This window comes from Undibacterium sp. Ji22W (genome assembly GCF_049340305.1).
Lineage (GTDB): Bacteria > Pseudomonadota > Gammaproteobacteria > Burkholderiales > Burkholderiaceae_D > Undibacterium.
The window spans coordinates 1,388,947-1,412,984 of the sequence record NZ_JBMPOU010000002.1 but is presented as its reverse complement, the minus strand read 5'-3'; the positions used below and the strand labels follow the sequence as shown (position 1 = coordinate 1,412,984).

Sequence of the window (24,038 nt, the reverse complement as noted above, 5' to 3'; positions counted from 1 at the left end):
CTGTTTTAACTACCGTCTAAATTTTAGTTTCTTCAACTTCAATTCAAACATCAGGAACTTAACGACCAGCTACTTGCATTTCTCTTATTTCACACCCGCATTTCTGCGGGAGGCGAACTATAGCAAAACAAAAGCCATTCCGCAAGCTAAATGCGGAATGGCTTTTAGTATTTCTACAGACGCTATTTCTGTAAAGTCGAACCCGATATCAGAGCGTGGCCTCTAAGCAAGTTTGCCGGCATCTCCAACATCAGCTGATTTCAATAGCGATTGAACAGCTCTCTCAAACAAAGGCTCCGTCTCAAGAAACTTCACGCGCCCATGTGCAATCATACGACGAAACATTCTTACGCTTAACATTGACGGCTGTTCCTGCCCTTCTAAAGTCAAAATTAAATTTGTCAGCGCCGGATCTATCCAATTCAGCTTACCTTGACCCGGCTCGCCACCCAAGTTAATTTCGACAGAGACGCCAGCTTTAAGTTGCTCCATCACTTGATCGACACCTGCATCTCTTGTTTGAAAATTACTATCGACACTTTCTTGAGGCAATTGTTTAAGCAATACTTGATCGAGTAACTGGACACGGGTATCTAATTCTTTGATTGCATCATCTAAGAATTTATTGACATCAGAGCGCCCCTGATTTTTCAATGCAGTGAAGTTTTCGAAATCAGGATCAGCAAAGAAATTATTAAAATGGGTATGAATGGCGGATAAAGATGCTTGCTTCTGCAAGGTATTGTTATGACTTAATCGCATCGATTTTGTATGTGCATCGACCAACCAATTCATCAATTCATCTTGTATAGCAGGCTCGCATTTTATGCTAGACATCCCCTCCTTAAGAGTTCTCAAAATGATTGGCAAAAGCGCGAGTAATTGCGCCCGCTCTTCTTCATTTGATTTCGGAATAATGCTCCATAGCAGATCTGGAACCAAGAGTCTTAGACGATGAGCACGCTTTGAGTCCTCTCTATCGGCCAATTCCAAGGCATACACCCAAACTGTTTCAAAGAAATTTTGTAAAAAGGGATCGATAGTCAAATCGAGTAAGGCCTCGTGCAGTTGCGCGGAGGTATGGGCAAATCGTAAAGTACGATTTCTTACCTGCTCGGCTCCTTCAATCGCATTTTCAGTCTCTGTATTACCCGCTCGTAATTCACGTGCGATGAAAACATCAAATTCATCAAGCATTCTTGAAAATATCTGAGGATTTTCGCTTTCATCTTGGAGCAAGGTTTCAACAATACGACAAATTTCTTTGGTGATCTCGACGCCACTAGGGTCAATTTGCTTCAAACCGAGAGAGATCGACCCAATACGATTGACCAACAGGCGTGCAGGATGCCCTTTTTGCGTTAGCAAGCTAGTATCTTTTAAAGCTAACTTCAACACAAGAAACTGGAGTCTTCCGAGTTGGGCGCGGATTTCAGCTGGAACTTGTGTATCTCTTAAAATGAACTCGAACAGCATCGCGACGATATCGATCGTCATTTTCTCGTTAATATTCGAGGTGAGTTCATTCAGAGCACTTCGCTGCTCTAGAATCAGGTTCCGTAAGCCACCACGGCCATCAAACATTTCTGCGCCGGATGGCGTGAATGATCTTTGGAAATTGGGAATGGCCCCAGAAAGGTGCCCGCGTTCCATCGAGGTCTGTCCATCTATCGAGGTCGGGCTATGCCCATAGTTGGCCTGAGTGTTTACTTCCTCTTGAGGATATTCCCGATTCGAATTTTTCTGTAGTGCCGAATCATGTAAATCAGCCCCTGAATTCAACTCTGCCGAACCAGCTTCTGCGCTGCCGCCGAAAAAACTACGGATCGCTTCACCAACCTGCTCGCCACTCTTGAGCCAAGAGAATGGCCCACCAGCGGTGGCATTTGAATTTCCGTCTGGAACAGATGAATGTGATCGCGCGATCCCGTTTGAGACCTCGTTCAACCCAGTCGCGCCAGACTGGGGCGGCGACGTTTTTGCCCCTCCCATCAAGTTCGCAGCACGACTCAAAGCTGAACTGAAGAATTGTTCTATCGGACTGCTTCGCTTTGTCGACTGAGATGGGGGTGATTGTTCTTCTTGAATTTCTGGGCTGATTACCTCCTCAGCTGTAGAAGACTCGTCGCTTGCGCCCATCCCGTGTGAGATTGGTGCCGTCGGTGACTTACGGATTTTCAACTGGAGTTGTGCCGCAATACCGTTTTGCGCCAAATAAGTATTCACAGCGGAATAAATTGTCGGCACAAAGGGGAGGAAATTATGAGCGATTCTTTCAACCAAAATATCAACCAAATTTGGATTAATATCAAGGTTATCAATCGTAGTTGAAATACAGCGCGAAAAGAGGTAAGGGCGGAACGGATTCTCTCGCTCATTAGTTACTTCTTGTTCAAAAATTAAAGCTACGCGAATATTCAGATCTCTTAACTGATCTTCGGCTTCACTGCGAAAGCGACTAGTGATTTCCTCCAATCGTAAGCCGCCTTCGAAGGCAGTTGGATCGATTAAAGTTAGACTATCGGTATTAAAATTAGCTGTTGGGCGATAGGTGTTGTAGGTCGTCTTAAAGCTGCGCGCTAACAAATGGTCCATCACATTCGTCATTTGCTGAATAATACCTGGCCCCTGCTCAACCAAGACTGTTCTAGCATCCAGCAAGCGCCCTTGCTCTAGTGAGGAATAGGTATCATCCGCTTTCACAAAGCAGTCTTCTATGCAACGCGGGAATGTGCGCTGCATAGCCTCAGTGAAACTGCGCATGAATTCAGCACGCGCATTCGTTAATAACACACTCTGATCCGCACTTCCTTTATTCAAACAGCCTCCTCAGTAAGAAAATTTCTGGCACAAAAATTAACTAGCTTTCTTTTTCCTTGCGACCGTTTTTTTCACTGGTGTTTCTTCGTCTTTTGCAATCTTCAACTTTGTAGCGGCCTTTGCTGGCGTTTTAGCTGGCGCTTTGGCCTTACGCTCTTCAAACTCAAAACTAGTCTTACCATCTTTGCCACGCACCAAAAATGCTTTAAATGGACGACGGGTGCGTTGGGAAATAAATCCAGGCAATAAATCCGTTTTACCTTCGACCAGCAATTTACGCATCTGTTCAGGCACAATTTCCTGCTGCAAGATAATCCGTCCACTTCTAAAGTCGCAGGCCTTAGGCTTCGCAACCGTCTTCTCACACACGTAAGCCAAGCCTAATTCATAGACGTGACTGCCGCATTTTGGACAGGCTCCAAGCGACTCTGCTTGGGAGAAGTCATGATCTTCACCGTCATCGCCTTCATCTTGATTTTGTCCAAAATCAAATTCCAGCTTTAAATTCTTAATTTCTTCATCACGTACGATTTTCAATATCGCGGCAAATGGTCGTCCCATTTTCGAGCGAAATCCCTGTAACGGCCCAATTTCACGTTTCTGCAGTAATTCTTCAACCTCGGCAATTTCAAACTGTCTACTGCCTGGTGTCTTACTCATAGAGAATTCGCATTTAGTGCACGCGAAACGACGGTAGTTCTCTTTCACGACCCCACCACAATTCGGGCAAGGTGTATGCAATGTGGCATAGTCACCTGGAATCGTATCGTTATTGAATTCTTTCGCACGTTTCACGATGATTTGGGTCATTTGTGCAATTTCACGCATGAACTCTTCGCGGGTAATCTTACCTCGCTCCATTTGCGCTAGCTTATTTTCCCATCCACCCGTCAACTCAGGCGAAGTTAGCTCATCAACACCCAAACCGCGCAACAAGGTCATTAATTGAAATGCCTTAGCCGTCGGGATTAACTCACGACCTTCGCGCAAAAGATACTTCTCATACAGAAGACCTTCAATGATGGCGGCTCGCGTTGCCGGCGTTCCGAGACCTTTGCCCGACATCGCTTCGCGCAATTCTTCATCATCGATTAATTTGCCTGCACCTTCCATTGCCGACAACAAAGTCGCTTCTGAGTAGCGTGCGGGCGGCTTGGTCGCCAAGCCATTGGAGAAAATTTTCTCCGTTTTTACTTTCTCGCCTTTGGCGACTGCCACCAGATTGCCTTTATTTTCTGGGTCAGTTTCGTCCTGGGCTTCCTTGCCATAAATTGCCAGCCATCCAGGATTAGTCATGACTTTACCTTCAGTCTTGAACTGATGTCCGGAAACTTCGGTAATCCGAGTCGTGACCTGGTATTCCGCAGCTGGAAAAAACACGGCCATAAAGCGACGTGTTACCAAGTCGTAAAGTTTTTGTTCGGGCTCCGACAAATTCTTTGGCAAATGTCCCGTCGGAATAATGGCAAAGTGATCACTGATTTTCGTATTATCAAAAATCCTCTTATTCGGCTTCACCCAATTATTATTCAAAATCTTTGCAGCGAATTGCTGGAAATTATTAATTTCACTAATTTTGCTGAAAGTATCTTTCACTGTTGGCAAATAGTCTTCCGGCAAATGACGCGAATCTGTACGTGGATAAGTTAATACCTTATGTTTTTCATACAAAGCTTGCGCCAAGCCTAAGGTATTTTTCGCGGAGAAGCCAAATTTAGAATTTGCTTCACGCTGTAAGCTCGTTAAGTCGAATAATGCAGGAGCCATTTGTGTTGCAGGTTTGGACTCTTCGGTAACACTACCTTGCTTACCACGACAAGCTGCAACCACCGACTCAGCTGCCGCCTTACTCCACAGGCGTTCGGCTTTTTTCTCGTTGTCAGCTTCGTCTTTTTTAAACTGATGGTCTAACCAGCGCCCTTCATAGATTCCAGCAGCACAAACAAACTCTGCGCGCACTTCCCAAAAATCTCTGGATACAAAATTCTTAATTTTTTCTTCACGTTCAACGACGATAGATAAGGTCGGTGTCTGTACGCGACCAACGGTCGTCAGATAAAATCCGCCTTCTTTCGAGTTGAATGCCGTCATTGCACGGGTGCCGTTGATACCGATGAGCCAATCGGCTTCTGAGCGACAACGAGCGGCATCTGCCAACGGCAGCATTTCTTCGTCGCTGCGTAATTTTTTAAAACCACTACGAATCGCGTCCGCGGTCATCGACTGCAGCCACAAACGCTGAATCGGTTGTTTGGCTTTAGCATGCTGCGCAATCAAACGAAAAATTAATTCGCCTTCACGACCCGCGTCACATGCGTTAATCAGAGCGGAAACATCTTTACGCTTGATCAATTTATTCAGTACTTTAAGACGTGATTCGGTCTTTGCAATCGGGTTAAGCGCAAAATGTGGAGGAATCATAGGTAAGTGAGCAAAAGTCCACTTACCTCTCTTGACATCATATTCTTCAGGAACCGCAATTTCCAACAAATGACCGACCGCCGAAGACAAGACATAGTCTTCAGATTCAAAATAATCGTCGTGTTTGGTGAACCCACCCAAGGTCTTTGCGATGTCATTCGCAACCGAGGGCTTCTCGGCGATGATGAGGGTTTTAGTCATATTGGGTTTAATTTTTTATAATCTTGTTATGCAATTATTTACTGCAAAGAATCGATACAAGCGCCATCCTAGCCTTTTATGACTAGGGAATTGCTATATATCAGCGGGGAATAATAAACGGAATGAATCAAATACCGCAATAGAAGCACAATATTTGCCACAAATAAAGAATAAATTTTGTCAAATCTTAATGCAAAAGGCGTGTGCCGGTCTCGTCATCTGCCAGTAGTAACTCATCAAACATCATGATGTCGGACTCTCGCCCCTGACTCCACAGTATCATTAATACAATAACCTTGAATTTCGACAAACTTAGCGGTGCCTCATCTACAGCAATAGCTCGCTCAATAACTATTTCGCGTTGTTGTGAGTCTAGCATTTGGTTGCCTTGCAAATAGTGCAAGTATCCAATGGATTCGGCTCCTAGCAAGCTCTGCTCTTCATCTGTGTAAACACGGAAACCACTACTTTCAAATAAAGAGGGCGTACTTAACGCAACATCCTGGACAACTGTTGAAAGATTATTGGTCGTATCCGCCAATCCCCGTAACCAATCGAGCGCAGCAATAATTTCCTCATCGTCAAATCCGACCGCTGATAGCTTTTTTGCCAATGCGATAGAATCGGGGCAAGTATCCGGGCGATAATAAGTTTCGTAAAGGTACACTAAAATCTCAAACATATACTTCATTCATAACAATCAAAGACACTTACTGGATTTCACGCTTGCAATCCAATATCTAACTAGGCCGAGGCGATGCGCTGAATCATTCCGCCCGGCAAAGTTTCGATATGCCCCTGTAATTCCAAATCTAATAATTGTGCAGATAATGTCATCACATTATCGCCGCTACGCATCGCTAACACATCAATATGCACCGGATCATACCCGATAAACATTAACAGCTTCGCAGACTCTCCATCGAAAGTGAGTTCCGTAGAAGAGGACGGCATTTCAGATGTGAAGGGAACAAAACCGATTTCATCCAAAATATCCTGTGCAGACTCAACCAATTTTGCACCTTGCTTAATTAATTGATGGCAACCTTTCGCCAACGGCGAATGAATAGAGCCGGGTATCGCAAATACGTCACGACCTTGTTCCGCCGCCATTCTGGCGGTAATTAATGAACCGGACTGGGCAGCAGCCTCTACCACTAACACACCTTGCGCCAAACCGGAAATAATCCGGTTACGACGCGGAAAATTGCTAGCGACCGCTGGCATTCCAAGTGGGTATTCGCTAATCAAACAGCCTGATTCGACAATTTGATGTGCGAGTTGCCGATTCCTGGCAGGGTAAACAATATCTGCGCCTGTACCAATGACGGCTATGGTTGATCCAGTTCCACGCAAAGCGCCAGCATGTGCTGCAGCATCGATACCCGCGGCCAAACCGGAACTGATACACAAACCGCCCTGACTCAAGGATTCAGAAAATTTCTCTGCATTAGAGATACCTTGTGCCGTTGCATTACGACTACCAACCACCGCAATGGTCTGTGTCGTCAACAGTTCCAAGCGTCCCTTGGCATAAAGGAGTATTGGTGGGTCGGGAATTGAGAGCAGATTTTTTGGATATGCCTGATCAGCCAGACTTAATAAATTATTACCCGAAATCTGCAACCAAGCTGAGGTCAGATCGATTTGTCTGAGCATATGGTCGTCGGGTGCGGCCAATAAAGCACGAGCAATCTTTTCAGGTACATGGGCAAGCAAGTCAGCGAGTCCAGCGCGAAAAATGTGCTCAGGCAAACCAAACACACTCAACAATTTACGCCCAGTTTCGTTACCAACGCCCTTGGTTAAAGACAGGCGCAACCAATCGCGCCAGTCTTGATTATCATGATTTGTAATCAATCGTCGTTCCAAACAGATTACTTTTCTGGCGTGCGCACAATGTCACCGACACTAACGACATCGGTAACTTGCATGACAAGACCATATGAAATATTTTTAAACACCCGGAAGATAAATAGCTGCCCATACATTTCATCGGGCAGGCGAATTGGTTTTTTATCATTGGTCCGGTCCGGTACTATTTTGCCGTAACGCCCCAATTCCAGTACGGTGCCAATATCAATTCCAGAGTTAGACCCGCGATTGATACTAATAATATTATTTTGTCCAGCAAAGCTCACACCACCATACACGGCGACGACGCGAGCTTTAACCTCCTGCTCTGGAGCGTGTGGCACATAATTAATAATAGGTGTTGGTGGAATAGGAACCAAACGATCACCAATTCCCATTTCCTCTTTCGAATTAACGATGAGGAACGAGTCTACGCCATCTTCAGTCTTCGCTACGCGCTCTAATTTGACGGAACCAATGTAGACGGCTTCGTAACCAATTACTTCCTTCGTATCGGGATCTTTTAAGGCTATTCCAGGGCGAAATACTTGGAAAGATGTGCCATTTTTCAAGTCACCTTTTGTGTAGACTTTATCTCCCTTACCCATGTAGACGCGCCCCTCAGGCGCCGCCACAATCCGGGGGGTGTTGGCAAATTCATCCTTTTCTATGATCAAAGGCTGGGATAAATATGGTTCTATCAAATTATTTGGAATCGCCGAAATTGCGTCTAGCCCACCGTTGTTAACGCTACGCGTTTGCGGAGTGAGCTTAGTAACACCCGAAGCGCCCTCTTCTAATGGATTAGCCAAGCGCAGACGTCCATTAATACGATCAAAATAGACGATCTGCCTTGGGTAAATCCAGTGCGGATTACGAATTTCTTCTCTATTCATTCCCCATACTTCTGGCCAGCACCAAGGATTTTGCAAGAATTTTCCTGAGATCCCCCACAAGGTATCACCCTTGACCACCACGTGCTTATCTGGGGCATTTGGTAAGAAATTACATTTGCTGCTCAATGCAGGCGGGGCTGTTTTCACGCCGTCTTGCGCTAGTGCGGGCACAGAAACCGCGAGAGGAAAGGCAAAAGCGAGGGCGATTGTGCTAAACTTTTTCATGAAATTTTCCGATGCAGGTCGCTGATTCTAGGGAATGGCAGGCCACTTTGCTCTACCGAAGTAAAACTTGTTTACTTCTTATGGGGTACAGGCTCTTGCCAAACTTACCAAATTGAATCAAATTCTGCCCATAAATCCTTGAACTAGCAAGAGAAACCGCATTCTGGTGTAGTGTTTAACGTAGATTGAGTCATATTAAAACAATGAATTTCATGTTGAGTCGAGAAGTAAACTGCTGCGATAACAAGCTATTGCGTAGTTTCACTCAGAAGAGTCAGCGTGAAAATTGGTTTTTATGGCGCAAGAACAGTGAAATACCACACTCGCATAGCACCTCTGGTTTGTTGTGAATTGTCTTATGTCGATATTAAATATTCTCCGTTATCCCGATCCTCGCTTACACAAAATTGCTAAGCCAGTCACTGTTTTTGACGAACGCTTAAAAAAGCTCGCTGCCGATATGGCTGAAACCATGTACGACGCTCCCGGCGTTGGCCTGGCAGCATCCCAAGTCGATGTCCATGAGCAATTGGTTGTCATCGACACTTCCGAAGACAATTCTGAACTACGCGTCTTTATTAATCCTGAAATTATTTGGGAAAGCGCTGAACGTAAGGTTTACGACGAAGGTTGTTTGTCTGTACCCGGCGTGTACGACGGCGTTGAACGCCCAGCAGAAGTCAAAGTACGCGCATTAGATCTAGACGGTAAGGTATTTGAATTACATGCCGATGGTCTGTTAGCAGTCTGCGTTCAACATGAGATGGATCATTTAAAAGGTAAAGTGTTTGTTGAATACCTGTCACCGTTAAAACGCACGCGTATCAAGACCAAGATGCTCAAAGAAGAACGTGAAATCAGTAAAAAGGCGAGTCGCCGATGAGAGTCATTTTCGCGGGCACACCTGAGTTCGCCGCCACTGCATTGAAAGCCATTATCGATGCAGGTTTTGACGTGCCGCTAGTGTTAACGCAACCAGACCGCCCTGCCGGACGCGGCATGCAAATGCATGCTTCAGCAGTCAAACAATTGGCGTTGGCACATCAAATTCCGGTAGCGCAACCTGTCTCTCTGCGCTTGGATGGCAAATATCCTGAAGTCGCGCAAGACGCCCATGAATTACTGCGGAATACAACGCACGACGTCATGGTTGTAGCTGCTTATGGCCTGATTTTGCCACTAACTTGCCTCAGCATACCGCGTTTGGGTTGTATCAATATTCATGGATCACTGTTACCACGCTGGCGGGGTGCCGCGCCCATCCATCGCGCGATCGAAGCCGGTGATACGGAAACGGGAATCACGATTATGCAAATGGAAGAAGGCTTGGATACCGGCCCTATGCTGATGCGTCGTGCGGTACCGATTCGCACAAGCGATACCACAGCCAGTTTGCATGACCAATTGGCGACACTAGGTGGCGAAATGATCGTTGAGACCTTGCGCCAATTAGCAGCAGCGCCACTCATGGCGACAATACAGCCAGAAGACGGTGTCTGTTACGCCGCTAAAATTAGCAAGGAAGAAGCTGCGATTAATTTTGAGGCTAGTGCACTCGAGATCGACAGAAAGATTCGTGCATTTAATCCTTTCCCAGCTGCCCACGCCAACATCGATGGCACCACCATCAAATTCTGGCGCGCCGAAGTTGCCAACGGGGACAGCAAATCACCAAGCGGCAGCCTCATCGAGGCTTCCGGACAGCAAGGGGTATTAATTTCTTGTGAGGGTGGGAAGTCGGTATTGCGCGTGCTTGAATTGCAAAAACCAGGCGGTAAGCGTTTGCCAGCACAAGAGTTCTTACAAGGCTTTCCACTAAAAGCTGGGCAAGTATTTCACTCCTAATTTAAGCCCTCCGCAGTTCTTGCAATAGCCAATCGCGGCATTTTGCAAGAACTGTCACATTGTCATCATCCAAAGCCTTTACAATAGCCAGATACATCAAGAGTACGGAATGGCTATGAATAAAGAACGCTTACAGTATGGCTCCGATCAATCGGGGCTGATTTGTGGTTACCTATTTACGGGGCAAGACGCGGGTAAAGCTTTACGCAGCGACGAGGTATTGCAATATCTACGTCAAACACAAACACTAGCGCCTTCACATTTCCTCTGGTTACACTTTAATCTGGCAAACGCTTCGACCGAAAAATGGCTACGCGAACATAGCCAGTCTCCCGAAGAGTTTTATGAAACTTTACATCAAGGTTCACGCTCAACCCGAATTGAACACGCGGACCAGCATTTGATCGCGGTTGTCAATGATGTGCTACATGACTTCAGCTTTGACTCATCAGAAATTGCGACACTGTGGCTCAATGTCAGCCGTAACATCATGATTAGTGCTCGTCGCAAGCCGCTCAAATCCGTCGATCATTTACGCAACGCTGTGAATGCTGGAGAGATTTTTCACTCACCGATGGAGTTACTCACGCATTTGTTGCGCGATCAGGCCGATGTGTTGACAGGCATCGTCAGAGATGCGACTACCAAAATCGATGAAGTTGAGGATCACTTGCTGACGGAACGTTTGGGTCGAAAGCGAGCCAATCTCGGGGAGTTACGCCGATTGCTCGTGCGTCTGCAACGACTGTTAGCACCGGAACCAGCGGCACTATTTCGTCTCTTACAAAAACCGCCGGGCTGGATGGCAGACAATGACGTGCATGATCTTCGACAATCGACCGAAGAATTTTCCGTCGTCTTAAGTGATATGGCATCGCTGCAAGAACGCATCAAATTATTACAGGAAGAAATCGCCGCCCATGTTGGTGAACAAAATAATCGCTCATTATTTGTATTGACCATTGTGACCGTTTTGGCGTTACCCATTAACATTACTGCTGGCTTAATGGGGATGAATGTCGGCGGAATTCCATGGGCGCAGAATGAGAATGGTTTTTGGATTGTCGTTGCCTTGGTCAGTCTGATCACTGCGATTGGTGCATGGGTGGCACGGCATTTTAAGAATAAAGATTAATTTTCATTTTAAAACCTTTTATTAAATAAACTTTTTAGTTTACTTAATAAATAAATTCAACTACCCTCATGCCATCTTTGTTAATTGATGTCGCATGAAAACACCTTTACTAATCGCGGCCGCTTGCCTGCTCGCCCTGCTTTCTACCGTCGGTGCTGCACTACCGTATCCGATTTTACCACCGCTGTTTGCCGCCGATTCAGCAAATGATTTAAATAATTTTTTAGGATTGCCCCCCAAATTATTGTTTGGTATCGCATTAAGCATTAATCCACTCGGTTTGTTAATAGGTTCGACTTTACTAGGTCCCTTGTCCGATCGTTTTGGTCGTCGTCCAATTTTGCTGGCGAGCGCAGTCGGCGCTGCGGTTGGTCACGCGATCACAGCTTGGGCTTTGGTGCAGCAATCCTATCCTTTGTTTATCGTCGCACGATTTATTACAGGTCTACTGGAGGGCAATGCGCCAGTAGCGCGTGCGATGTTAGCGGATCGTCTTGAAGGTGATTTGCGGGTGCAAGCCTTGTCTTGGCTCAACGGTGCAATCTACACTGGTTGGTTAGCGGGTCCCTTACTAGCGGGACTCACGTTAGGCTGGGGAATCACCGTACCATTTTGGATCGCCGTCATCGCTTTGTTAATGGCAGCTACGTTGATTGCCGTCGCACTCCCGCGCGAAACACCGTCCACTTTGACCACATCCTGGCTAGAAGTCGCACGCAGGAAGCATGCGTTTCATTTATTACGCACCCCTAGCCTACGCCAGCTATTCATCATTCAATTAGCCTACACTTGCGGCGTCACCGCTTTTTATGAATTCTATCCACTATGGCTAGTGGAATTTGCGGGCTATCACTCGAAAGGCATCGCCTGGATGACGGCAGTTCTGTGCGGCGTGATGACGATGTCCTCTTTACTCGCTGGTCGCCCTAGCCAATTGCTGCCATTGGAACGAGTTCGTTTTCATGCGTACTTTGGGGCCGCAGCGATTGCCATCGTGGGCATAGGCAATGTCTGGTTGGGATTGGCGGCAATTATTCTATTTGGCTTTCCCAATGCTTTTTACAATGCACTCTTGCCGAGTTGGTGTGCTGAGCGGTTTGGGCATCACGGTCAAGGCGCCGTCATGGGGTTAATCTCCACGACCTTTTGCCTAGCCAACATCATCATGGCAATCATCGGTTCGGTCCTGACCTTGATCGACACCCGCTTGATTCTCTTATTGGGTGCGGCAATGAGTACATGGGCGGCATGGCGCATCGGCCATTGGCAACAAGAGTTGGCTGAACTTGATAGCATAAAAGTGGAAACTGTATGAATACCGCAGACCGTGTTCTATTTTTGCTCAAAACCCGTGGCGCGCAAACCGCACAAGAGCTTGCAGATCAACTCGAACTCACCTCTATGGGCGCACGCAAGCATTTGGAAAGCTGGCACGACAAAGGTCTGGTGACTTTTGAAGACAGCGCAGAAAAACAAGGGCGTCCTCGTCGTCGTTGGCAGTTGAGTGAAGCCGGGCATGCGCACTTCCCAGATCGGCACGGTGACTTGACGGTGCAGGTATTGCAGCACGTACGTCAACTCTTTGGCGAACAAGGCATCAACCGACTCATCACCACCCGTGAATTAGAAACCTTAGACATCTACACAATAGCAACGAATAAAGTAAAAACACTCAAAGCCAAGCTCAAAGTCTTAGCTGAAATTCGCAGCCAAGAAGGTTATATGGCAGAGATCCTGCCGCATGAAAATGAAGGTTATTTACTCGTCGAAAATCACTGCCCCATCCGTGCCGCGGCGAAAGAATGCCAACAATTTTGTCGATCCGAACTCAGTATTTTTCAGCAGGCATTGGGCGACAACTGTGTGGTCGAACGCACCGAACATCTGCAAAGCGGCGCCCGCCGTTGCGTGTATTGGGTCAAATCAATTTAAGGAAAAACTTATTTCGATAGCAGGTCTTGGGTTGATTTTCCTTGCTGCGCCAACAAAGTTTCCAATGCTGGCATTAGTGGGCCTAGCGTTTCTTGCAGCATGTTGCGGACTGTATCGACCACCACTTGGGTCTGTCTTTCAATCTCAATATTCAAGGTTTCACCAACCTGCTTTTGTCCGAACACGGTCATGCGCAAGGTCTCAGGAATTAACCAGACCTCAAACCAATGTTCTTCACGATTCACTTCCGCAATCGTTAAACTTGCGCCATTGATCGCAATATAGCCCTTCGCAAAGATATAGCGCATCCACTCTGTAGGAACCGCAATGCGCAGCACATAGTTATTTTCCAACTGACGAATCTGAGCGAGATGCGCAACAAAATCAACATGACCAGATAAGGGATGTCCGCCAATTTCCGCACCATCTTTCGCTGCACGCTCCACATTCACGTGCGCATCCTCGGCATAGCCGCCAAGCGTAGTAATTGCCAAGGTCTGCTGCATGATGTCAAATTCAGCGGCATTCTCAGAGAGTTTGGTCACGGTTAGGCAAACCCCATCCGTCGCGACACTGGCACCGATTTGGAGTTGATGATCAAAACCTGCTGGAAAAGCCAGTTGTATTGTCCGCAATCCAGTCTGATCTTGGATTTTTTTGATAGTGGCGACGCCTTGTACGATTCCTGTAAACATAATGTGTAATTCGCTTCATCAATTCAAATTTGGGCTACCAGATTTCTTCATCTCGGCAAGTGGTGCAAACATTTCGTGGGTCATATTCACAAAATGATCGCGCAACCATTTATGCGCAGGATTGCGTGCATCGCGTTCATGCCACAACATATCCACGTGCACATCGGGCGTTTCAAAGGGTAATTCTTTCCATACCAAGGCATCACTCATTCCCGTTGAGGCGATGAAGTGGAAAGGCAAGACTGTCAGCAAGTCCGAATTCGCCACGACTTTTCCGCCCGTAAAAAACTGGTTTACCGTCAGTAAAATGCGTCTCTCACGTCCCATTTTCAGCAACTCATCGTCGATCAAGCCATGCGCACGTCCGGAAAAACTGACCAGACAATGATTCGCTGCACAGTAATTGTCCAGCGTTAATTCCTGACTTGCGAGGGGATGATTTTTGCTCATGACACAAACGTAATGACCAGAATATAAACGTTCATGCCGAATTGAGCTGCGTGCCGCGCCTTGACCGCCGGAAAGTTGTGCGACTACGCCCGGAAAAAAACCAACCGCAATATCGATGTCACCCTGAATTAACAAAGGCCGAGGTTCACGCGTGGTCAGCGGCACCATACGTGCATTCATGTGCGGCGCTTCTCGCTCAAATGCGGTAATCAAGGTCGGCATCCACAATGCCGCTGTGGAATCCGCCATTGCCATCCGAAAAGTCGCCACTGCTTTGGACGGATCAAAACTGGTCGGCGCGATGGCGGCCTCGAGAGTTGATAAAGCTTCGCGGATCGATGGCCACAATATTTCCGCACGCGGGGTTGGCTTTACGCCATACGCCGTGCGGATCAAGAGTTCATCATTTAAGGAGTACCGCAGGCGTTTGATTGCATTTGAAACAGCCGGTTGGGTCATCGCCAATTTATCAGCGGCGCGGGTCAGATTTTGCTCAACCATCACGGTATCGAACACTCGTAGCAAATTCAGATCTAAGGTCAGGAAATTCATCAGCAGCCTTTCCGCTTAAGCAATGGAGATGGGGATGAAAGACAAGATTATCCCAGATTTAAGCAAAATAGTTGCAATGCACAAAAAAAGCGCGACACGATGAGCATCGTGTCGCGCTTTTTTATTAAAACTAGAAGAACTTAGGCTAAACGACTCGCCAAAGTCGCCTTCGTCGCTTCCAAGGCTGCTGGCAAACGGTATTTCAATTTATCAAACAATTCGGTATGCAAATCCAATTCTGCTTTCCACGCGTCTTTATCAATCGATGTAATCAAATCAAATTGTTCAGAAGTGAAATGCAAACCATCCCATGTCAAATCTTCGTATTTCGGACTAATCCCAAAGATATTTTCTGCGCCAGTAGTTGCACCATCAATACGCTCTAACATCCATTTCAAGACGCGCATATTGTCGCCGAAACCAGGCCAGACGAATTTGCCGTTGGCATCTGTGCGGAACCAGTTCACACAATAGATATTCGGTTGTTTAGCGCCGAGTGCCGCAATTTTTTCACCCATGTTCAACCAATGCTGGAAGTAGTCGCTCATGTTATAGCCCATGAACGGCAACATCGCGAACGGATCACGACGCACCACACCTTGTTGACCAACTGCTGCTGCGGTGGTTTCTGAGCCCATGGTCGCTGCCATATACACACCTTCAACCCAATTGCGAGCCTCAGTCACCAATGGCACCGTGGTGGAACGACGACCACCAAAAATGAAGGCGGATATCGGTACACCAGCTGGGTCATCCCACGCTGGATCGAGCACTGGATTTTGTGTAGCAGCGACTGTGAAGCGAGCATTCGGATGCGCGGCTTTACGGCCGGTTTCTTTCGCGATTTCTGGTGACCAATCTTTACCTTGCCAATCGATAACGTGCGCTGGTGCTTCTTTGGTCATGCCTTCCCACCAAACATCACCATCGTCGGTCAAAGCGACGTTCGTGAATATAGTATTCGCAGTCAAAGACGACATACAATTGGAATTGGTTGCGGTGTTCGTGCCTGGTGCAACACCGAAATATCCAGCTTCAGGATTGATCGCATACAAGCGACCATCCGCACCCGGTTTGATCCAAGCGATATCGTCACCAATAGTCGTCACTTTCCAGCCTTTAATAGCTGGAATCAACATCGCAAAATTGGTCTTACCACAAGCCGATGGAAACGCTGCTGCGACGTAATGTTTTTTACCTTCTGGCGACTCCACACCCAAAATCAACATATGCTCGGCCAACCAACCTTGGTCACGTCCCATGGTCGATGCGATACGCAAAGCAAAGCATTTTTTACCGAGCAATGCATTACCACCGTAGCCAGAGCCAAATGACCAGATTTCACGCGTTTCTGGATAATGCACGATGTATTTAGTGGTATTGCATGGCCATGCCACGTCTTGTTGACCTTCGGCTAAAGGCGCACCAACCGTATGTACACAAGGTACAAATTCACCGTCTGCACCTAACACGTCATATACCGCTTTACCCATACGCGTCATGATGCGCATATTGACTGCAACATACGGGGAGTCGGACAATTCCACGCCGATATGGGCGATCGGTGATCCCAAGGGCCCCATAGAAAATGGTACAACGTACATGGTGCGACCACGCATGCAACCATCAAACAAAGGATTTAAGGTCTGACGCATTTCTGCTGGCGCCATCCAGTTATTGGTCGGACCCGCATCTTCTTGCTTTTCAGAGCAAATATAAGTACGGTCTTCAACACGTGCGACGTCAGAGGGATCTGAACAGGCTAAATAGCTATTCGGGCGTTTTGCCTCACTCAACTTTTTCATCGTTCCGGCAGTGACCATTTGTGCGCACAAACGGTCGTATTCTTCTTGACTGCCATCACACCAGTAGACCTGATCCGGTTTGGTCAGTGCGACCATATCGGCGACCCAATGGATCAATTTTTGGTGCTTCACGTGTGCGGGCACATTCAGTGCTGCAACACCTTGCATGCTAGGTTGATTCATAATACTAACTCCAATGCCATTTCAATAAAAAAATCGGTGTAGCGGCACGGCAAGAACGGCTAGGGAAACAAGTAATGCGAGCAACTGGTATTATTCTGGTTACAGTCTAAGCTCGAGCACGACTAGCACGATAGCGGCATTTTTTGTCGGAATCAGGAAGACAGACAAGATGATGAAGGGGGTCTGAGATCCAAGCTTTCGCCCGGTGAGGATGCACGGAACGGAAGATTCAAAAAGCTACGTGCAGCGTATTCTACACCGACCTGCCGCGATCTGGCGAAATTTACGTCACAATCCATATCAAAATAGAATTGTTTTTGAAAATATACTTACTAGAATCATAAAAAGGTGCAAGATGAAGATAGCAATCTTAGATGATTACCAAGATGTAGTGCGTGGACTCAATTGCTTTTCACTGCTGCATGAACACGAGGTCAAAGTATTTAATAACCGCGCTGTTGGATTAGGACAATTAGCCATCCGCCTGCAACAGTTCGAAGCACTGGTATTGATTCGCGAACGCACCATACTCAATCGCCCTCTTCTCAGTAAACTACCGAATCTTAAATTGATTTCTCAAACCGGCAAGGTTTCTGGCAACATCGATTTAGACGCCGCAGCGGAGTTTGGCATCCAGGTGGTAGAAGGCACAGGCGACCCCACAGCACCAGCTGAATTGGCCTGGGCTTTAATTATGGCGTCATCACGAAAAATTCCACAATATGCCCAACATTTACAAGAAGGCGTCTGGCAAGCTGCCTCTCTGCACGCCCGTTACAATCAGCTAGGACGCGTTCTAAAGGGGCGTCAATTAGGTATCTGGGGTTATGGCCGCATTGGCAAATTAGTTGCAAACTATGCGCGGGCTTTTGGCATGCAAGTGCTTATTTGGGGCAGCGAAACCAGTCGGCAGCAAGCTCAGCAAGATGGTTTTATCGCTGCTACTTCGCAGCAACAGTTTTTTGAATCTTCTGACATCATTTCTCTGCATTTACGCTTGAACGATGCCACTCGTCATATCGTTCAACTCGGTGACTTGCAACGGATGAAACCAGATGCATTGTTCGTCAATATCAGTCGCGCTGAATTAGTAGCACAGGACGCGCTACTGACTGCATTGTCCCAAGGTAGGCCAGGTTCGGCAGCTTTGGACGTGTTTGAGAACGAGCCTTTGCCTACCGATTACCCACTACGTCAACGCGAAAATGTTTTATTAACGCCACACCTCGGCTATGTGGAGCAAGATAGTTATGAGCTGTACTTCGGCCGCGCATTTCAAAACATCATAGAATTCTGCGCTAAAGCATAATCTCCTGCGAAATCCACTAAATCATTTTGCACAAGTCACTTAGCAGAAACGCCAATAAGTTTATAAAAATTTCTACATAGCGGCCTGCAGAAGATCTGGGCTAGAATGCCCACTCCCATCCACCTAAGCGAATAAGCGAATCAATGAGCCTTCCAACCGTATCCTTAATTCTAAACCTGTGTGTAGCGTTTGGCATTTGCGGCCTGCTGTATTGGCTGCAGAACAAACATTTTTCTTTTACTAAACGTGTCTTTGCTGGCTTAGGTTTAGGCATTTTGCTTGGCGCGGTTTTTCAGATGATTTACGGCGTCGGCTCCCCCATCATCACGAGTAGCAATGCCTATCTGGATGTTGTTGGCACTGGCTATGTGAAACTATTACAGATGGTTGTCATTCCCCTTATTTTGGTGTCTATCATTAGTGCCATATTAAAATTAAAAGATGTCAGTTCGCTCGGAAAAATCAGTGGTTTGACAATCGGCACCTTACTTGGGACCACGATCATCGCCGCTTTAGTCGGATTGTTGATGGCAAAATTATTTGGCTTGACGACCTTGGGGCTTAATTACAGCTCGGCAGAATTCGCCCGTGGTCAATATTTAGAAGGCACGCTGGCAAGTGCAAAAGCAATAACGCTGCCAAGTATGTTGCTCAGCTTCATTCCAGAAAATCCCTTCCTTGATATGACGGGTGCGCGCAAAACTTCCACCATTGCAGTCGTCATCTTCGCGATTTTAATTGGCATTGCAGCGACAGGGATTGCCGAGAAGAAGGCCGAAATATTCAAATCTTTTGGCCACTTCATTGAAGTTGCGCAAGCGATCGTCATGCGTCTGGTAACCATTATTCTGCGCCTAACTCCGTATGGTGTTTTCGCCTTAATGACACAAGTCGTTGCCAAATCAAACAAAAACGATATTTTCAATTTGATTAATTTTGTGCTGGCCTCTTATAGCGCCATACTCGTCATGTTTGCAGTGCATATGCTGATCGTCGCGGCTTGTGGCTTAAACCCCAAACGCTATCTGCAAAAGATTTTTCCAGTGCTGGCATTTGCCTTCACTTCTCGCACCAGCGTAGGTGCGATTCCTATGAGCGTACAAATACAGCAGCAACGTTTGGGTACCCCTGAGGGGATAGCGAATTTTGCGGCATCGTTTGGTTCGGCGATGGGGCAAAACGGGTGCGCGGGCATCTATCCAGCGATGCTGGCATTTATGATCGCCCCTTCTGTCGGGATTGATCCCCTCTCGTTTTCTTTTATTGCTTCATTGGTAGGCATTATCGCGATCGGCTCAATCGGCGTGGCAGGTGTTGGCGGAGGTGCGACATTTGCGGCACTAATTGTCTTATCGTCATTAAATTTGCCGGTAGCGCTAGCGGGACTACTAATCTCCATCGAGCCACTGATCGACATGGGACGTACCGCGCTCAACGTCAGTGGATCTATCCTCGCAGGAACTGTAACAAGTCGTGTTTTGGGCACAACTGAAATGACAATTTTTAACCAAACAGAGACCGAATTAATAGAAAATCATTCAATTGACTAATGAACATTGTTCCAGTCCCTGTTAGTTCACTATTTTTTTATTTAATTAAAATGAGAATAAAAATAGTTTTTGGCAATTAAAGCATTCGTACTACGCGTCAAATCTGTTGTATTTTTCACGCATTTCATAGACAAAGATTGACACCCTAGCTGTCAAAATGTTTCCATGCAGTGCGGTTGTTTTTGTAAGTAGATGCTTGCAAGTTCGCTAGCAAACAATATTAGTGCGATTGTATCCATTAGTAGGAGGGGAAATCCCTACTGGTTACCCGCTAGAAGGGTTCGTCTTAGGATTGTTAATTAACACGTTGGCAATCTTTTGTTTTATTTTTTAACCTAGGAAATTACATGTCCAAGAAAAATTCTGTATTCAAGAAAACCTTGGTTGCACATGCATTAACTGTTGCGTTTGGTTTCGGCGTTGTCGCTGTTAGCATCCCAACTGAAGTGATGGCGCAATCCAATGCAGGTGGTTCTATTTTCGGTAAAGCCAAACCAGGCACTACTGTACAAGTATTGAACTCTGACAACGGTGTACGTCGTACAGCAACGGCTGATGCAACAGGTCGTTTCCAAATCACCGCATTGCCTATCGGTACTTACAAAGTTGATTTGATGAGCGGCGGCAAAGTTGATCAAAGCACTTCAGTTGATGTTGTACTCGGCCAAGGTACTGAAGCGACTTTCGCTGCAGCAGCTGGCACAGTACAAGTCGTTCAAGTTTCTGGCGCGCGTAAAGCAATTGACATTTCTTCCACAAATAACGGTGCTTCTTTCACAGCACGTCAATTGGAAAATTTGCCAGTAGCGAAGAGTGTTGAAGCGATTGTTCAATTGGCTCCAAATACAACGCGCGGCGATACACGTTTTGCTGGTAACGGCGCGTCCTTCGGTGGTGGTGCAGTTACAGAAAACTCCTACTACATCAACGGTTTCCCAGTTACGAACCCATTGACAGGTTTCGGCGCATCTCAATTGCCGTACGGCGCGATTGCTGAAGCGCAGGTATTGACTGGTGGTTTCGGTTCTGAGTTCGGTCGTTCTATCGGTGGTGTGGTCAACGTGATCACTAAATCTGGTAAAAACCGCTGGGAAGCTGGCGCAACAGTAAGCTGGTCTCCAGATTCATTGCGCTCAGATCCAAAAGATATCTACTACTCAAAAACTGGCCGTTCATACAATTCGGCAACGGACGGCACTTTGTATTTGCGTCGCAACCAAAATACAGCTGACAGCAAATTGGTTGGTGGTTATGTAAGCGGCCCGATCATTCAAGACAAATTGTTCATGATCATTTCTGCTGAACAAACTAAGACTGATCAAGGTTTCGTCAACGGTACTCGTACAGCGACTTCAAACGCAGTCAACGGCTGGAACGATCAAAAAACTACTGTGAATCGTTACTTGGCAAAGTTTGACTGGAATATTGCTGATGAGCACCGTTTAGAATTCATGTCTATCGGCGATTCACCTGTTGTGAACATCAAGCGTTCAGGTTACGACTACGCAACTAGTGCTCGTGTTGGTACAGTTACATCTGAGCAAACAAATCGCAACATCAATGACAACGGCAATCAATTAAATGCATTGAAGTATGTCGGCGAGATCACACAAGATTTGACATTGACAGCGATGTACGGTCAAGCAAAGTCTAAGCATGAAACAAATCTGGTTGGTTACAACGCAACTGCGATGGGTGTTACAGCTGATGTGGCAAACCGCGTACCAGGCTTAAGCTACACAAATCCACAATCATTCACAGCAAACGTTCCAGGTGTTGGCAGCCAAGATTTGGTTAAGTCTGCACGTTTCGATTTGGAATATAAATTGAACCAGCATACAATCCGTGCTGGTTTCGATAAATCAAAAACTGACTCTCTCGGTGGCGCAACTACACCAGGCGGTGGTTCTTGGACATATTTGAAAACAGATAATCCAAACATTCCAATTCCAGTATCTGGCGGTTCAGTACCAGCAACTGCATCTGGCGGTGGTTATGGCGCGCAAGGTTACTATGTTGCGAAGAATTACTATTCAGACGTTACTGAGTCACATGGCGAACAATCTGCGTTCTACATCGAAGATAAATACCAAGTCACTAAAAACGTGATGGTTGTTGGTGGTATTCGTTACGAAGCTTTCTTGAACAAGAATAAATTAGGTGAAAAATTCTTGGATCAACCAGGTGAGATCAATCCACGTTTAGCAGTTTCTTGGGACGTGAATGGCGATGCATCTTTGAAAGTATTCGGTACTGCAGGTCGTTACTCTGTACCAATTCCAACTAACATTGGTTTGCGTGCGGCTGGTGCGACTTACAATGCAACGCAATACTTCACTTACACAGGTACAGATGCAAATGGTCAGCCACAAGGTCTGAAGCAATTGACGAATCCTATCTCTCCAAACAATGAATATGGCCAACCAAAAGACGCTAAATCATTCGCTGCGAAAGATTTGAAGCCAACATTCCAAGACGAAATCACTTTCGGCTTTGAAAAACAATTGGCACCAGAATGGAATTCTGGTGCACGTATGACTTACCGTACATTGAAGTCTACGATCGACGATTTGTGCGATGCACGTCCGTTTGATGCATGGGCAGCTCGTACTAAAACAACGATCACTAACCCTAACTTCGGTGTTGATTGCTACTTGTTCAATCCAGGTATCGCGAACACGTTTGTACAAGACACTACAGGTAAAGGTAATTACACCAACGTAGCATTGAGTGCAGCAGATTTAGGCTTCACTAAAGCTATCCGTACTTACACTGCTTTGGATCTGTTCTTAGAACATCCATTCCGCAATGGCTGGTATGGTAAAGTGAACTACACATGGTCACGCAGCTACGGTAATACAGAAGGTCAAGTTCGTTCCGATAACGGCCAAGCTGACGTTTCTGTTACTGCAGCATGGGATTACCCAGAAGTTCAACGTGGCGCAGAAGGCTTGTTGCCAAATGATCGTACACATCAGATCAAAGCATTTGGTTTCTATCAATTGAACAGCGAATGGTCAGTTGGCGGTAACTTGTTGTTGGCATCTGGTCGCCCACGTTCATGCTTGGGTAACGATCCACATCCTGGCGATTCTCCAAACTACGGCAACCAAGCATTCTTCTGCTTCGGTGAAACTAGTGCAACGAATCAATTGGTTCCACGTGGCAAAATCGGTAATCTGCCATTCGACAAACGTTTGGACTTGAACGTCACTTACAAACCAGCATTCTTGGGTGGTTTCGCATTCAAGATGGATGTATTTAACGTCACAAATGCACAAACATTGCAAAACGTGGTCGAAGGCTACAACAGCGGTACTCGTATGAGTGCTAACTATGAGCGTCCACTCAGCTACACGAATGCACGTTCTGTACGCTTCACAGGTGAATACAACCATAAGTTCTAATATGAATTTATGATGTAATTCAAGCGATAAGAAAAAAGCCCCGATTCGTCGGGGCTTTTTTTATGCGGAGAATTTATTCAAGCGTGGGAGTTTAGCGAATCAATCCACGCTATCCGACTTTTTCGAGAAATCGTGAATCACCAAGAGCATTGAGAACACACAGTCGCGTTACCAAGCCCTAAATATGGCAAGAAGTCTGCGAAACGAACACGGCGACTTCACTTCTTTCACCTGTTTGTTCGAGGATTCAACAGGCTAAAGTGCTGCCCATCCCATCAAGTTAGATATTCTCAGCGACATGGAGAAATTATGACTGATTGAAGCTTCCATCATGTTCGTTACCCAAAAACAGAATAGCGTTCTTTTCTTCGGATAAATCCAGATCAATCATAGTGATCAGCAAATCGAGGGCAAAATAGCTAATCACTCGGTGCAAGTCCAAATGCGCCAATTGCTTCGACACTCAACTGTCCACAAATGCCGAATAGGCAAATCTTGCCAAGGTTTCGACTAGATATTTCTTAGAAATTTTTCGGATTGAAATTGCATATTTAATATGCCGTGTTAATACTTGCCACTCCAGTGAAACAAGAAAACAGTGGGCGTTTTTCCCCGAGCGGTAGAGTTTGCACACAGGTCAACATGTGCCAGTAAATACTATTAAGTCATCAAAAAATGAAACTTTCCTTACATGTTATTATTTATAAAAATAGACAATTTAATCATCTTAAAAAAATCAATGAAAAAAGACATCGCTT

At 46.2% G+C, this 24,038-nt stretch carries 18 protein-coding genes; 9 read left to right on the top strand and 9 right to left on the bottom strand.

Annotated elements, in window-relative coordinates:
- Nucleotides 1-226 (top strand): hypothetical protein (locus ACO0KW_RS12695; protein ID WP_423053437.1); only part of this gene is annotated, 226 nt, incomplete at its 5' end.
- Here the strand turns inward: ACO0KW_RS12695 and ACO0KW_RS12690 are convergent.
- The 5 genes from ACO0KW_RS12690 to ACO0KW_RS12670 all read right to left on the bottom strand — a co-directional run bounded on the left by ACO0KW_RS12690 (nucleotide 223) and on the right by ACO0KW_RS12670 (nucleotide 8,417).
- Complete coding sequence (locus ACO0KW_RS12690; RefSeq protein WP_423053436.1) at nucleotides 223-2,820, bottom strand: DUF1631 family protein; 2,598 nt, start codon at nucleotides 2,818-2,820, stop codon at nucleotides 223-225. The genes ACO0KW_RS12695 and ACO0KW_RS12690 overlap by 4 nt on opposite strands.
- A 36-nt stretch (nucleotides 2,821-2,856) precedes the next feature.
- Nucleotides 2,857-5,442, bottom strand: coding sequence for a DNA topoisomerase III (locus ACO0KW_RS12685; protein ID WP_423053435.1), 2,586 nt, complete (start codon nucleotides 5,440-5,442; stop codon nucleotides 2,857-2,859).
- Between the two features lie 187 nt (nucleotides 5,443-5,629).
- A complete protein-coding gene (locus tag ACO0KW_RS12680; RefSeq protein WP_423053434.1) occupies nucleotides 5,630-6,124 on the bottom strand; it encodes a DUF494 family protein in 495 nt (164 codons plus the stop codon).
- Nucleotides 6,125-6,186: 62 nt separating this feature from the next.
- Nucleotides 6,187-7,302 carry a DNA-processing protein DprA gene (dprA, locus tag ACO0KW_RS12675; RefSeq protein ID WP_423053433.1) on the bottom strand — a complete coding sequence of 372 codons (1,116 nt, stop codon included), beginning with the start codon at nucleotides 7,300-7,302 and terminating at the stop codon, nucleotides 6,187-6,189.
- 17 nt (nucleotides 7,303-7,319) lie between these two features.
- Nucleotides 7,320-8,417 carry a LysM peptidoglycan-binding domain-containing protein gene (locus ACO0KW_RS12670; protein WP_423053432.1) on the bottom strand — a complete coding sequence of 366 codons (1,098 nt, stop codon included), beginning with the start codon at nucleotides 8,415-8,417 and terminating at the stop codon, nucleotides 7,320-7,322.
- Between the two features lie 358 nt (nucleotides 8,418-8,775).
- Between ACO0KW_RS12670 and def the strand changes: the two genes are divergently transcribed.
- The 5 genes from def to ACO0KW_RS12645 all read left to right on the top strand — a co-directional run bounded on the left by def (nucleotide 8,776) and on the right by ACO0KW_RS12645 (nucleotide 13,329).
- Nucleotides 8,776-9,300: a peptide deformylase gene (gene def / locus ACO0KW_RS12665; protein ID WP_423053431.1), complete on the top strand. Its 525-nt coding sequence runs from the start codon at nucleotides 8,776-8,778 to the stop codon at nucleotides 9,298-9,300.
- Entirely contained in the window at nucleotides 9,297-10,262 is a 966-nt protein-coding gene (gene fmt, locus ACO0KW_RS12660) for a methionyl-tRNA formyltransferase (protein ID WP_423053430.1), read from the top strand. Before def ends, fmt begins: the two co-directional genes overlap by 4 nt.
- Nucleotides 10,263-10,377: 115 nt before the next feature.
- The gene (locus ACO0KW_RS12655; RefSeq protein ID WP_423053473.1) at nucleotides 10,378-11,397 is read left to right on the top strand and encodes a transporter; all 1,020 of its coding nucleotides are present in this window, start codon (nucleotides 10,378-10,380) and stop codon (nucleotides 11,395-11,397) included.
- 94 nt (nucleotides 11,398-11,491) lie between these two features.
- Nucleotides 11,492-12,712 carry an MFS transporter gene (locus tag ACO0KW_RS12650; RefSeq protein ID WP_423053429.1) on the top strand — a complete coding sequence of 407 codons (1,221 nt, stop codon included), beginning with the start codon at nucleotides 11,492-11,494 and terminating at the stop codon, nucleotides 12,710-12,712.
- A complete protein-coding gene (locus tag ACO0KW_RS12645; protein WP_423053428.1) occupies nucleotides 12,709-13,329 on the top strand; it encodes a helix-turn-helix transcriptional regulator in 621 nt (206 codons plus the stop codon). Before ACO0KW_RS12650 ends, ACO0KW_RS12645 begins: the two co-directional genes overlap by 4 nt.
- Nucleotides 13,330-13,337: 8 nt before the next feature.
- Here the strand turns inward: ACO0KW_RS12645 and ACO0KW_RS12640 are convergent, their stop codons facing one another.
- The 3 genes from ACO0KW_RS12640 to ACO0KW_RS12630 all read right to left on the bottom strand — a co-directional run bounded on the left by ACO0KW_RS12640 (nucleotide 13,338) and on the right by ACO0KW_RS12630 (nucleotide 17,014).
- A complete protein-coding gene (locus ACO0KW_RS12640; RefSeq protein WP_423053427.1) occupies nucleotides 13,338-14,024 on the bottom strand; it encodes a riboflavin synthase subunit alpha in 687 nt (228 codons plus the stop codon).
- A gap of 18 nt (nucleotides 14,025-14,042) precedes the next feature.
- Nucleotides 14,043-15,026, bottom strand: coding sequence for a LysR family transcriptional regulator (locus tag ACO0KW_RS12635; RefSeq protein WP_423053426.1), 984 nt, complete (start codon nucleotides 15,024-15,026; stop codon nucleotides 14,043-14,045).
- Between the two features lie 140 nt (nucleotides 15,027-15,166).
- Nucleotides 15,167-17,014 (bottom strand): phosphoenolpyruvate carboxykinase (GTP), encoded by a 1,848-nt coding sequence (locus ACO0KW_RS12630; protein WP_423053425.1) that lies wholly within the window; start codon nucleotides 17,012-17,014, stop codon nucleotides 15,167-15,169.
- 355 nt (nucleotides 17,015-17,369) lie between these two features.
- Between ACO0KW_RS12630 and ACO0KW_RS12625 the strand changes: the two genes are divergently transcribed.
- From ACO0KW_RS12625 to ACO0KW_RS12615, 3 genes are all read left to right on the top strand, one after another.
- The gene (locus ACO0KW_RS12625; protein WP_423053424.1) at nucleotides 17,370-18,323 is read left to right on the top strand and encodes a D-2-hydroxyacid dehydrogenase family protein; all 954 of its coding nucleotides are present in this window, start codon (nucleotides 17,370-17,372) and stop codon (nucleotides 18,321-18,323) included.
- A gap of 143 nt (nucleotides 18,324-18,466) precedes the next feature.
- Entirely contained in the window at nucleotides 18,467-19,873 is a 1,407-nt protein-coding gene (locus ACO0KW_RS12620; protein ID WP_423053423.1) for an L-cystine transporter, read from the top strand.
- Nucleotides 19,874-20,220: 347 nt separating this feature from the next.
- Complete coding sequence (locus ACO0KW_RS12615; protein WP_423053422.1) at nucleotides 20,221-23,280, top strand: TonB-dependent receptor; 3,060 nt, start codon at nucleotides 20,221-20,223, stop codon at nucleotides 23,278-23,280.
- Nucleotides 23,281-23,587: 307 nt separating this feature from the next.
- Here ACO0KW_RS12615 and ACO0KW_RS12610 read toward each other — a convergent pair whose 3' ends face one another.
- Nucleotides 23,588-23,743: a hypothetical protein gene (locus ACO0KW_RS12610; protein WP_423053421.1), complete on the bottom strand. Its 156-nt coding sequence runs from the start codon at nucleotides 23,741-23,743 to the stop codon at nucleotides 23,588-23,590.
- Between the last annotated feature and the right edge of the window lie 295 nt (nucleotides 23,744-24,038).

Coding starts and splice junctions, on each gene's coding strand:
- ACO0KW_RS12645 (WP_423053428.1), top strand. CDS start 12,709: ATGAATACCGCAGACCGTGTTCTATTTTTGCTCAAAACCCGTGGCGCG.
- ACO0KW_RS12670 (WP_423053432.1), bottom strand. CDS start 8,417: ATGAAAAAGTTTAGCACAATCGCCCTCGCTTTTGCCTTTCCTCTCGCG.
- ACO0KW_RS12620 (WP_423053423.1), top strand. CDS start 18,467: ATGAGCCTTCCAACCGTATCCTTAATTCTAAACCTGTGTGTAGCGTTT.
- ACO0KW_RS12655 (WP_423053473.1), top strand. CDS start 10,378: ATGAATAAAGAACGCTTACAGTATGGCTCCGATCAATCGGGGCTGATT.
- ACO0KW_RS12650 (WP_423053429.1), top strand. CDS start 11,492: ATGAAAACACCTTTACTAATCGCGGCCGCTTGCCTGCTCGCCCTGCTT.
- ACO0KW_RS12625 (WP_423053424.1), top strand. CDS start 17,370: ATGAAGATAGCAATCTTAGATGATTACCAAGATGTAGTGCGTGGACTC.
- ACO0KW_RS12685 (WP_423053435.1), bottom strand. CDS start 5,442: ATGACTAAAACCCTCATCATCGCCGAGAAGCCCTCGGTTGCGAATGAC.
- def (WP_423053431.1), top strand. CDS start 8,776: ATGTCGATATTAAATATTCTCCGTTATCCCGATCCTCGCTTACACAAA.
- ACO0KW_RS12635 (WP_423053426.1), bottom strand. CDS start 15,026: ATGAATTTCCTGACCTTAGATCTGAATTTGCTACGAGTGTTCGATACC.
- ACO0KW_RS12680 (WP_423053434.1), bottom strand. CDS start 6,124: ATGTTTGAGATTTTAGTGTACCTTTACGAAACTTATTATCGCCCGGAT.
- ACO0KW_RS12640 (WP_423053427.1), bottom strand. CDS start 14,024: ATGTTTACAGGAATCGTACAAGGCGTCGCCACTATCAAAAAAATCCAA.
- ACO0KW_RS12630 (WP_423053425.1), bottom strand. CDS start 17,014: ATGAATCAACCTAGCATGCAAGGTGTTGCAGCACTGAATGTGCCCGCA.
- ACO0KW_RS12615 (WP_423053422.1), top strand. CDS start 20,221: ATGTCCAAGAAAAATTCTGTATTCAAGAAAACCTTGGTTGCACATGCA.
- fmt (WP_423053430.1), top strand. CDS start 9,297: ATGAGAGTCATTTTCGCGGGCACACCTGAGTTCGCCGCCACTGCATTG.